Genomic DNA, 12,143 nt, shown 5'->3' on the forward strand with positions numbered 1-12,143 from the left:
ATTTACAGTTTTATTTATTGTTCTATTTTATTTTTATAACATTTCCATTTACTGTCTTATTTTTAGGAGTCTACATTCTAAAAATAAAACTATCAACATTAGTTTCATATAAAAATAACGTAAACATTTAATTTATTAATAACCATTACCCCATCAATTACACAACAATTAAACTACTGAATTAATTAGACTTAATAATGATTAAATATCAGCAATTAGACATAAAGAGACTTAATTATACTTATCTAGTATTAATCAGTCTTACTTGGCATTAATTACAGCTAACTATCATAAAAACCATCAATCAAAACAAACAAACAAAAATCAGTATTAATATATTTACAATAAAAATTAATGTTAATTCGTAGTTGAACGTTATAACAAGCAGTGATAGCATTCTGAACTTTAAAAAATACTGTAAAATATTAGCTAAGAAATATAACCATGACAAAAAATGAAAGCTTAACGCTGATATGCATACAGCTTTGTTTAAGTATTATTAGTGGAAATAGAAAAGAAAAGAAAGATAGCTCTAATTTATATAAAGCAAATACCTTCAAAGATGAGCTAGGCATAATACAAAAAGAAAATAAGGTTAAAATATCCATAAAACAATCAAAATTAAAAAGAATAGATAAAGTAAAAACACCATCAATTTTATTTGATATTCAAGGGGCTCCATTCATTCTAGCAAAAGCAAATAAAGATAAATGTTTAATACAAAGACCGAATAAAGAAGCTCCGGAAATCATCACCTACAACCAGCTAGATTCAATCTGGAATAAAAAGTGGATTGAAATAAAACAATCTCAATCTCGTTTTGATATAACTTGGTTTATTCCTGAGTTTTTACAACACAAGAAAGTACTATGGGAAATTTTATTATTTTCGTTTGTGTTGCAGATTCTCGCCTTAATTTCTCCTCTTTTTTTTCAAGTTGTAATGGATAAAGTGCTTGTACATCAGGCTTGGTCAACTCTTGATGTCCTCGTTTTTGGACTTGTTATAACGAGCATTGTAGAGGTGATACTACGCGGTTTACGTGAATATCAATATACGCATACCGCCAATCGTATTGATATTCAGCTTGGACTAAAGCTGGTAAAACACTTACTTGGTCTTCCACTAATGTTTTTCAAAACACGTCAAGTGGGAGCCATTGTCACTCGGGTTCGCGAATTAGATACCGTCCGAGAATTTTTAACTGGCTCAATGTTTACTTTAACGGTTGAATTTTTGTTTATATTTGTATTTATCTACGTAATGAGTTTACTTTCGGCGCCCTTAACTTTGCTATTTATCGCAACTATCCCCCTTTATGTATTACTCGCTTGGTGGATAACTCCCCGAATGCAAGCAGCGATAGAAGAGCAATTTACACACGCTGCTGCAAATACCTCATTTCTAACTGAGACCGTTGCTGGCAGTGAAACTCTTAAAAGCTTAGCCGTAGAGCCCACATTCATTCGTCGCTGGGATGACCAGACAAAAAATATGGTTTCTACTGGATACGCGGTTCAACAACTCAACAACCGTTCAAGTCATGTCGTTCAGCTCATACAGAAAGTGACGAGTGTCTGTATTCTATGGTTAGGTTCCACAGAAGTGCTGTCATTAGAGATGACCATCGGCCAATTAATCGCATTTAATATGATGACGAACCACATCGCTCAACCTTTATCACGCATGGTTGAACTGTGGGGTCAGTTCATTCAAACCCGTGTAGCACTAGAAAAATTAGGAGATATGCTCAATCTGCCTGTAGAGCAACATACAGGTGAAGATATGGTGACAATCCAAGGGGCTATCTCTTTCAAAAACATTTTATTTCGCTACCAACCGGATGATCCTCCTACGCTCAATGACTTATCGCTAGATATCCAAGCAGGTGAAACTCTGGGAGTTGTGGGAACATCAGGATCCGGAAAAAGCACCTTAGCCCGATTACTGTTGCGGCTATACAGCCCAGAAAAAGGGGTGATAACCGTAGATAACACCCCACTGAACCAAATCAGCATTCAACAGCTACGACAACAAATCGGCATCGTGCTACAAGAAAACTACTTATTTAACAAAAGTGTTTGCGAGAACCTTGCTCAATCAAAACCTGAAGCTAGTTTGGAAGAGGTGATTGAAGCCGCAAAACTCTCAGGAGCCCACGAGTTTATTATGAAACTACCAATAGGCTACGACACGATATTGGCAGAAGGTGGTCAATCTCTTTCAGGCGGACAAAAGCAGCGACTTGCGATTGCACGAACGCTTCTTTTAGACCCAAAAATTATTATTTTAGACGAAGCCACTAGTGCACTTGATGATGAGTCACAAGCATTGATTCAGTCCAATATGGCGAAAATTTCTAAAGGCCGTACGGTTATCACTATCGCCCATCGATTGTCCACTGTACGTGATTGCGATCGAATTATCGTTCTTCACCAAGGAAATATCGTCGAGCAAGGTTCCCACCAACAGTTATTAAAGCTGGGTAAACAATACAAACAATTATGGCAGCTTCAACAAGAACTCAAAAAAGAGGAATACACCTCATGAACAGCATAGTTACACGATTATTGAACAGGTTTAAAACAAACAAAACAACAGAAAACCATTACGAATTTTTGCCTGCGCATCTCGCTTTATCACATCGTCCCCCATCACCGTTTGCTCGTATAACAGCCATCACTCTCAGCGTCGGCGTCATTGTTGTATTACTTTGGGCTTATTGGGGAAAACTGGATGTCCAAGCTACAGCGACAGGTCGTTTCGTTGTCCATGGCCGATCACAAGTTATTCAGTCTTATGAACAAAGCCGAGTTTTTATCATCCACGTTAAAGACGGTCAACGTGTTAAAAAAGACGAACCACTTCTTACGCTTGATACCTTAGGCATTAATCAAGATATTATGCGTTTGATCACTCAATCAGAATTTCAAACTAATGAGCTCATCCGATATCGAACGTTAAACAACGGCCAGCCCCTATCTCAAGACCTCATGTTTGCAGCATTACCACAGGAACAACAAACGTTGATCAAAGAAAACCATTTCAGTGAGAAGCGCGAATATGAGTCAAATCTTTCCAGCATCAATGCTGAAATGCAGGTAAACACAACATCACAGGATGCTCGCCAAAGTGATATCAACGCCTTAATTAAATTGAAAAAAAATATTAATAAGAGACTCGCAGCACGGAAAACACTAAGTCAAAATAAAGTCATTGGGCACGTCGAATATCTAGAACAAGAAAAAGAACTATTAGAAACAGAACGTCAAGTTTCTCAACAACGAGCTGAATTAAAAATTTTAAAATCACAATATTACAGCCTCGAAGAAAGACGAACCAATTTCACAGCACAAAAGCAAAGAGAATGGCTCGAAAAACGAAAACAAGCGAAGTTGCAATTAGTAGGATTAGATCAAGAACTGTCTAAGGTTCGTGAACGTGAACAATTAGAGATCATCCGTTCCCCTGTTGATGGTACGGTTCAACAGCTCAGTATTTACACATTAGGAGCAGTACTTCAACCCGCGCAAAACTTAATGATTATTGTGCCAGAGAATCTCGTACAACAAGCCGAAATACAAATTCTTAATAAAGACATAGGGTTTGTTTATCCTGGACAGTCAGTGATGATCAAAGTAGATGCGTTTCCGTATACCCGCTACGGTACTATCGAAGCCGAACTGTTAAGTATTTCTCGTGATTCAACTACAGATGAACGCTTAGGGCTCGTTTTCCCAGCCCAAGTAAAACTCAAAAATAACAATATCGCAATTAATGGCCAGCACGTTGAACTAACACCAGGTATGTCCGTTGTTGCCGAAATAAAAACAGACAAACGCCGCATTATCGACTATTTACTTAGCCCGATACGTGAATACCAAGCGGAATCGCTAAGAGAGAGATAAGTATGGATACAACCTTATCAACAACAAACGGCGCTTCTGTCGCTCTAGATAACTACGGAATCGAAGCCGTTGTTTATGCTGGCAACCATTTTCACAAAAAATCGACGGGTACACAGCTTAAACATGCATTAGGTGTGAATCATGCCAATTTAAGTGATATGGAAATAAGGGAAGCAGCAGAATACATTGGCTTAAAAAGTCAGGTAACAAAGGTACAAGCAAACGACCTAAACACGCTTCCTTTGCCTGTTCTCATTGAAATCGACGGTGGTTGGAAAGTACTCACCAAAACAACTGATGGTTCTTCTTTTTTATACGATCCAGCCACTCAATCAGAACAGCCTAAAGAACTCAGTTCGAATAACCACTTATCGACTTATAAAGTGATGCTAGTAGCCGATGAAAGGCTAAGCAGCAAAGAAGTCAAATTTGGCCTTAGTTGGTTTACACCATCTATCTGGCGACAAAAGAGCCAGATGCGTGATGTGTTCTTCTATGCCATTGCACTTCAAATATTCGCATTAGTAAGTCCAATATTATTTGAGAATGTCATCGACAAAGTACTGGTAGGCCGAAGTCTATCCAGCTTGCATGTACTCGCAATCGCCATGCTCGCATTAGCCATCGCGGAGCCTGCATACAGCTACTTACGTAATACCGTTTTTGGCCATCTTGCTAGTCAAGTTAATGCCGAGTTATCAGGGCGGCTTTATCGTCACTTAGTCGGCCTACCGCTCACTTACTTTAAACAGCGACAAACAGGGCAAATAATTGCACGAGTTCGTGAAATGGCACAGATCCGTCAGTTCTTGACTGGTTCAACGTTAATGCTATTACTCGATTTGATTTTTGTGACGGTCTTTATCGCCGTCATGTTTCATTATGCCAGCACTCTGACTTGGTTAGTTATAGGCTCATTAGTAATCTATTTCTTACTTTGGCTTATCGCAGGGCCCTTGATAAGAAAGAAAGTGGAATCAGAATACGAATCAGATGCAAGCGCCACAACCTTTCTAACCGAAGCGGTGACTGGCATTGAAACAATTAAGACCACAGCAACTGAACATCGATTCTTACATCAATGGCAACGTATACTCAGCCAGCAACTAAACCGTAGTTTTGAGGCTCAAAAATCAGGATTAATCGCAGGGCAAGGCATCGCACTTATCCAAAAAATCACGGCGGCATTACTGCTGTGGTGGGGAGTCACTGCAGTACTAAATGGAGAATTAACACCAGGGCAATTGGTCGCTTTCAATATGTTAGCTGGTCATGTAACTCAGCCGGTTCTTCGACTAGCTCAAATTTGGCAAGATTTTCAACATACTCTCATCGCCCTAAGGCGAGTGGGTGATATCCTTGACGAGCCAAAAGAAAACAGTAAACAAGGATTGGCTTCCGTCCCAGAACTCGATGGTGGCATAGAATTTAGCAACATTCGCTTCCGTTACCATGAAGATACTCCAGAAGTATTAACCAATCTATCACTCAAGATTAAACCAGGTCAATTCATTGGTATTACAGGGCCATCCGGCTCAGGGAAAAGTACGCTCACCCGTCTACTACAACGCTTGTATGTTCCTCAACATGGTCAAGTATTAGTCGATGGAATGGACCTTGCTATAGCCGACCCTATCTCTCTACGCCGCAATATGAGCGTGGTTTTACAAGAAAGTATTCTCTTCTCTGGGAGCGTGGCAGACAACATTCGGCTAAGTAAACCACAAGCTTCTGATGAGGAGGTTCGCTACGCTGCACAACTTGCCGGCGCTCTAGAATTCATTAAAGAGCTTCCTCACGGTTTTAATCAGCCAGTTGGTGAGAAAGGCGCTTCTCTATCAGGTGGTCAACGTCAACGTATTGCATTAACAAGAGCCTTACTGGTAAACCCTAAAATTTTGTTACTTGATGAAGCTACTTCTGCACTCGACTATCACTCTGAAGCCGCCATCATGAGCAATATGGAAGAAATCTGTCGAGATCGCACCGTAATTAGTATTGCACACCGCCTCAACACCATTCGTCATGCAGATAACATTATTGTCCTTGATAAAGGCCAAGTATGTGAAAGCGGAACTCACAATGAACTGGTAGAGAAAGACGGGCTTTATGCCAAGCTATGGAAGCAACAAATAGGCGCCTAATTAGAAAACAAAAAAGCCGATAACACAAATAATAACGTCAACAGCGCTTGGGTTAGGCTTGTTGCAAATGATTGCAACAAGCCTACTATCTTCATTTCTAATAAAACCGATTTACACAATGTATCCCGTGCTAGATCATCGCAATAGTCGACACACTAATCCGTATTGATTTTACTGATCACGATATCATTCATACCTTCAATCATCATCAAAGATAACCACACTAGCTCATAAAGAGATTGTTCTTTCGTACTTAGAGATCCGGTATCCATTTTCATCTCATGATTAATCATCGGATTAACACTAAACTCACCCGTCTTAATGGCACTTAGCAGTTCTTCTGTCGCTCGTTCAATAACAGGATGTAAATGAGATAAAGCCTCACACTTAACATCATGACGAACTAATGGAACCAAGAGACAAAGGTAATGGCTGAGCTGACGATACAACACAAGTAACTCTTCATAATATTCAATATTGATATGCGTATATTGAGGTTCTTTTTGCATCTCAGAGAACACCAACTCTAAATCACTTTCTGCCGTTAATAAGGCAGCTCGTTTAGCACCAAGCATCGTAACATCGTATTTTTCATCGGCATTAAACAACAAGTGATTCGCATACAATAAAAAATCTTGGGCGCTTTCGATTCCTTTTATGGCCTGCAATCGGATTTCCTTTCCTCTCCATTGTGGCCAAAGAATACTAGACCCTATCAATACCACTAAGCTACCTAACACCGTATCTTCCAAACGAGGGAAAACGATGTCTAACCCTTGGTGAGCTAAAAGTTGATACGTAATAATCAGCAACATGGTTATACCACCAATAGCCAGTGAGTAATTCTTCATAATGTACAACATTGAAAAAGGAAGCAAAAACAAAACAATGCCACCCAATACAAAAACAGGAAGTCCTAATTTTAAAATTAAGATAGCCAATCCGCCCCCTAAGATCGTCCCTAAACAGCGCTGCCAAATACGGCTTTTAGTGGCAAGAAAACTAGGTTGCATCACCATTATCATCGTCAACACCACCCACTCAGGTTTTGTTACATCATAATATTCTGCAATACCCGTACCAACACTAAAAATCACCCCTACTCTAAAAACATAACGCCAAATAGGATGAGTGAGTGTCGGCCAACGCCACGTAAATTCAAACGGTTGGATTTGGTAAGAACGATCATAAACGGGCTTATCATCCACAATACGCTGCGATATATGAACGATAGTATATGCCCAGTGCTCAATTCGTGAACTGCCCTCTTGTTTCACTAAACCCGCTAACTGTTCCGCTTTTTCTAAGAGAGAAGATGGCATCGTTTCTCTTTTCGCGTTTGATAATATTTGCAACGATTTAGTCTGCAATAACGCTTGGCATTCTTGGCTCCAATTCACTAACGCGGCGTATTTCTCAGGATCCGTTTTAAACTGTTCTAACAAAGCAGGGTTAGTTGTGTGGCTACTCAATATAATTTCAAACAAATCTTGAGCTAAATACAGGTCAGTAAATATAAGGGCTTCATTATGCTTTTTTGACATGAACGCTTCAGATTGAAAAGCCTGTCTCAGTAGCCCAACAAGTGCGTGTTTATTATTTCGAATTTCGACGTCATCGTACTGCTTACCAGACAATACATTTTCACGTAATTGAATGTAATTAGCTAAATCATTATAGATAGCAGAGACACATACTTTTAATGCAAAATTCTTCCACACCGCAAACCATAACCAACTGCAGAGTGAGAAAATAAGAGGACCAAAAATCAAAAATGGATAGTGATACCCTGCCGCATCGGAGCGATACAACGAAAACGTCATGGCAGCAATAACTAAGCAAGACATCCCAAGCCGAGCCCAGAATGGCCCATTAATCGCAGGAATTGAAAACAAAATTGCAGCGATAAAAAAGACAACCCAATACGGGATCTGCAATTGAAGTAAACCATACGTGATCACTAAAGCCAGAGACCACATCGCACTGGTAATAAAGAAACGCTGCCAGCGCTTAGAGCCTGCGGTATCTAATCCACTAATAAAAGCCGCAGCAAATGTCATAATAAGCGTCACCGCAACACTCATTTGATTACATAAAAAAGCGATCAAAAATATGAAGATAATGATGGTGGTAATACGACAACCAAGGTTAATTGACGGTGAATACCACAGTCGCACGATGGGTTTCTTAAAAGAAATAATAGACTCCTTACCCTTTGAACAAAGACCGATGAGAGGTATTTATTTAAAGCAACATTAGTAACAGTGGCGATTAAAATATCTCATTGAAAAATAAGTATAATGCCTTTTCATTCATTATCAATATCCGTCATCAAGGGTAACTAGAAAGCCATCACATCATAAAGGAGAACCCCAATCATAAAACAAGTGTGACCAATACAGTCATTATATAGAGAGTTCATGTTCATTTAATAAAAAGAAAGTACACTGTCCTTTCTCTAAAATGATAGGAAATACAGTCTGATCCCATGAAAATCTTAACTATAAATAAAGAGAGTTACCGTAAGAAATAAAACCTAGTCATGGTTGGATTTATAGGATGCCTTGCAGGGTTAGCCTTATTGTTTGGGGCACTTCTTATTGCTTTATTTGGAGCGACACCAGACATTGATTCAGCATCAACGGGAAACTTTCATCTTAATCTTATCGGTGTGGTCCTCGCGGTAATCACAAGTGTCATACTCATTAATAAGGTGAAAACACACCAGTACTTCACCGAGATAATGTACGTTTGGCACATCAAAAAATTGCACAATCTTATCTATCGTAAATTCGCAAAAATTAAAGCAGCGGCAGAGCGTAACGATGTTGATGCATTAACCATTCTTGCGTTTTATTACACCACCCAAAAACAAGTGTTCGACTTAGACAACAATACGCTGACCATCACTTCAGTACAAAAAAACTTAAACGAACTGCATGAACAAGCCTCAACAATAAACTTAACGATTAATGCAGACAACTTTACCACCACATTAATTGATAAATTTTAGAGAAAAAAGCCTGTCTTTATCTCGATAACAGTAAAAGCAGGCTATTATTTTACAATTCAATAGCCTCATCAGTTCATTACACCCTTTTCCCGTAACATCATTTGTAAATTATTGAATGATTGCTCAAGCCCCTTTCTTAATTTAAAACGACCTGTAGCCACAATAGTCTTTTTAATTAGATAACTCTATCCAATGCTATTCGTGTGTGTGAAATTTTAATTGCCATAAATGTGACCAACTCTACACGTAATTTGTCATCGTTATCTCACAATTAAAATTTTGCATCACAAGCCATTGATTAACAAAAAATACCATGTGAGCATGCCTTTTTTATAAAATAAGAGCTAGTCATGAAAAAGTACCTATTCATTCTTCCGTTATTACTTGTAGGTTGTGATGACGATGATATCAATGCGAATAACAATACGGATGATGACGTTCAGTCTGTAATAGAAAAAACGCCAGAACTCATTGGGTTACTGCAATCACAAGAGACCATTAATGACCAATTTAGTGTGCTTTATGAACAATTTGAGCCTTTGTTAGATCGCAGTGATTCATTGACAGGGGTTGATGTTAATAATGATGGCATCAGAGATGATATAGAAGCGTTTATAGAGGCATTAGAAGTGGAAGAGCCTGTCCGCAACGCATTAAAACAAAATGCCCGTTATACTCAAGAAAACCTCTATTATGACTTTACCGAAAAAACAGACGCCAACATCAATAAAGCAATGACAATGGGGGCTAAATACGTCAAAGTTATAGCTTGTAAGGATTTTGTTAGTATTCCCGTTCGTGACGCAACCAACACAGGAAGAACCATCAGAGCGCTCACCTACAATACCAAAGCCCGTACCATGGCTTACCTTGCTTATAACCATTTGCAAAATGGTTCAGTAAGTACACTCCTTTCGGCAGAGGCACAATACTGTGAATAAACTAACCGTATCGATCATGATAGGCGCCTTACTTCCATTAAATGTAAATGCCAACTCATGCAACAATAATTAACTTTCCTATTTATTCACTTTTCTTCTTATTTAATTACATTCATTGTTATTTTAAAAATTACGTTATACCTAGATCATAATCACATGTTTTTATATTAAACTTATTGACATAAAGGACAGTATATTGATCGTCACTAAAAAATAAAATTAATAGTCCATTTGTTTCCGTTTAATTTGAAAATAAAAGTAATTCACCCTCTTTTAACAGAGGGTTAGTAATTATTATCGTAAATTTAAAAAGGTATTAACTCTTAAATTCACCTCATTTTTTTAATACAAAAAAATATTTTCAAATTAAATTTCACTCATCAATTCCCGCTCAAGCCTTACTCTAACTAGGTAGAAGTTAAAATTAACAAAAACCACAAAACAACCATGGAAATGATAATCATTTTCATTTAAGTTTTATCATGATAGATTCCAAACACTCTCAGAAATAAAGATAAATGATACATCTCAGTTAATTACATGGGATTTCATTCAACATTGATAAATGCACAGAGAAAAATATGGATACTAAATATTTTGAAAAAAACGCCAATAACGATACTCTCTTTAACCAAAGTAGTCTCTTAAGTAATGTGAATTTTTTTGATTCAAGCTCTTTAGAACATTATAAAGAAATCACAGAGTTAGGACTCAACACGCTTATTAAAACAGTAAAAGAAACATCACACCCTAATTCTGGGATCTCACCAGAAGAATTAAAGAACGCCTTCAAAAATATAGATTTAGATTCTCCTTTAATTGATATTAATGATGTTGTAGATGAATTGGATGAGCTTTACCTTAAACATGCCGTCTATTTCCATCATAAAGATTACTTAGCGCATTTAAATTGCCCTGTATTATTAACCTCATTATTAGCTGAGCAAATTAGCTGTGCGATTAATACCGCGGTTGAAACCTGGGATCAAAGTGCCGGTGGTACATTCATTGAACAGAAAGTAATAGATTGGCTTGCATACCGTATAGGTTATCTAAAGTCTGCCGATGGTGTATTTACCACTGGAGGCACACAATCTAATCTAATGGCACTGTTACTGGCCAGAGAGCAATGCAACACTAAACTTGATAACACCAAGAAAGCATCATTACCTACCAATACCAGTAAATTCCGTATTCTTTGTTCTGAATACAGCCATTATAGTATTCAAAAAGCGGCATTCGTTTTAGGCTTAGGTCAAGAGGCGGTAATTAGTGTTCCTGCTAACGCTCAGCGACAAATGGATCCGACTGCGCTTTCATCAACATTGGCATCACTGGTAGAGCAAGGATTAATTCCAATGGCCGTGGTTGCTACCGCTGGCACCACCGATTTTGGCTCTATCGATCCTATCGAAGAGATAGCTTCTCTTTGTCAGCAGTATCAATGTTGGTTGCATGTAGACGCGGCATACGGTGGCGTATTACTGATTTCAAATAAATTTCCTCACTTATTGAAAAGTATTGAACAAGCCGATTCTGTTAGCATCGATTTTCATAAATCATTTTTCCAACCTTTATGCTGCTCAGCCCTTATGGTGAGTAATGGTCAATCTCTTTCTCATCTTACCTATCATGCCGATTACCTAAACCCAAAACACCAAGCCGATAATGGTATTCCTGACCTTGCCAACAAAAGTCTTCAAACATCACGACGATTCGACGCTTTAAAGATTTGGCTTACTTTACGAGCTTGCGGGCCAGAAGCCATCGGTAAGTTATTTGATGACTTAATCCTTAATACTCAAGAAGTCTATCAACGCAGTCAGCACCTAACCGATATTAAGTTTGTTCAAGAGCCACAACTGACCACATTGGTATTTAGATTCGTCGACCAACGCCTTACCCCGACAGAACAGGACACCTGCAACAGGGCAATTAGAGAGGCGCTTTCTAAATCAAGAAGAGCGTTAATCGCAGCAACCGTGGTTAACGGTCGTCAATATCTCAAAATAACGATGTTAAACCCTCAAACCCCCGTGGACAGCATCGTTGCCGTATTTGAAGCCATTAATACGTGTGGTCATTCAATCACCGAGCAACTGCTTACCAATGTAAAACAAAGCGCCTAATAAAAAAG

General features: G+C 38.4%; 6 protein-coding genes and 1 pseudogene. 6 read left to right on the forward strand and 1 reads right to left on the reverse strand.

All coding sequences use genetic code 11. From position 1 onward, the window contains the following. Nucleotides 1–444: 444 nt before the first annotated feature. The 3 genes and pseudogenes from AACV33_RS18725 to AACV33_RS18735 form a co-directional block, all read left to right on the forward strand. Complete coding sequence (locus tag AACV33_RS18725; protein WP_065609813.1) at nucleotides 445–2,550, forward strand: peptidase domain-containing ABC transporter; 2,106 nt, start codon at nucleotides 445–447, stop codon at nucleotides 2,548–2,550. Next, complete coding sequence (locus tag AACV33_RS18730; protein ID WP_023602842.1) at nucleotides 2,547–3,908, forward strand: HlyD family type I secretion periplasmic adaptor subunit; 1,362 nt, start codon at nucleotides 2,547–2,549, stop codon at nucleotides 3,906–3,908. Before AACV33_RS18725 ends, AACV33_RS18730 begins: the two co-directional genes overlap by 4 nt. A 47-nt stretch (nucleotides 3,909–3,955) precedes the next feature. Further along, a pseudogene (locus tag AACV33_RS18735) lies at nucleotides 3,956–6,052 on the forward strand (type I secretion system permease/ATPase); the annotation flags it as partial. Nucleotides 6,053–6,207: 155 nt separating this feature from the next. Here the strand turns inward: AACV33_RS18735 and AACV33_RS18740 are convergent. Further along, a complete protein-coding gene (locus AACV33_RS18740; RefSeq protein WP_182699516.1) occupies nucleotides 6,208–8,229 on the reverse strand; it encodes an FUSC family protein in 2,022 nt (673 codons plus the stop codon). A 365-nt stretch (nucleotides 8,230–8,594) separates the two neighbouring features. Here AACV33_RS18740 and AACV33_RS18745 point away from each other — a divergent pair, with 365 nt between their 5' ends. The 3 genes from AACV33_RS18745 to AACV33_RS18755 all read left to right on the forward strand — a co-directional run bounded on the left by AACV33_RS18745 (nucleotide 8,595) and on the right by AACV33_RS18755 (nucleotide 12,135). Then, nucleotides 8,595–9,065, forward strand: coding sequence for a DUF3087 family protein (locus AACV33_RS18745; RefSeq protein WP_255458480.1), 471 nt, complete (start codon nucleotides 8,595–8,597; stop codon nucleotides 9,063–9,065). A 350-nt stretch (nucleotides 9,066–9,415) separates the two neighbouring features. Then, nucleotides 9,416–10,006 carry a chromosome partitioning protein ParA gene (locus AACV33_RS18750; RefSeq protein ID WP_182699517.1) on the forward strand — a complete coding sequence of 197 codons (591 nt, stop codon included), beginning with the start codon at nucleotides 9,416–9,418 and terminating at the stop codon, nucleotides 10,004–10,006. A gap of 581 nt (nucleotides 10,007–10,587) precedes the next feature. Further along, the gene (locus AACV33_RS18755) at nucleotides 10,588–12,135 is read left to right on the forward strand and encodes a pyridoxal phosphate-dependent decarboxylase family protein (protein WP_182699518.1); all 1,548 of its coding nucleotides are present in this window, start codon (nucleotides 10,588–10,590) and stop codon (nucleotides 12,133–12,135) included. Nucleotides 12,136–12,143: the final 8 nt, after the last annotated feature.

This window comes from Aliivibrio sp. SR45-2 (genome assembly GCF_963890165.1).
Classification (GTDB): domain Bacteria; phylum Pseudomonadota; class Gammaproteobacteria; order Enterobacterales; family Vibrionaceae; genus Aliivibrio; species Aliivibrio salmonicida.

Bases quoted from the DNA above. Each gene is read 5' to 3' on its own strand.
- AACV33_RS18725 (WP_065609813.1), top strand. From the start codon at position 445: ATGACAAAAAATGAAAGCTTAACGCTGATATGCATACAGCTTTGTTTA.
- AACV33_RS18745 (WP_255458480.1), top strand. From the start codon at position 8,595: ATGGTTGGATTTATAGGATGCCTTGCAGGGTTAGCCTTATTGTTTGGG.
- AACV33_RS18755 (WP_182699518.1), top strand. From the start codon at position 10,588: ATGGATACTAAATATTTTGAAAAAAACGCCAATAACGATACTCTCTTT.
- AACV33_RS18730 (WP_023602842.1), top strand. From the start codon at position 2,547: ATGAACAGCATAGTTACACGATTATTGAACAGGTTTAAAACAAACAAA.
- AACV33_RS18750 (WP_182699517.1), top strand. From the start codon at position 9,416: ATGAAAAAGTACCTATTCATTCTTCCGTTATTACTTGTAGGTTGTGAT.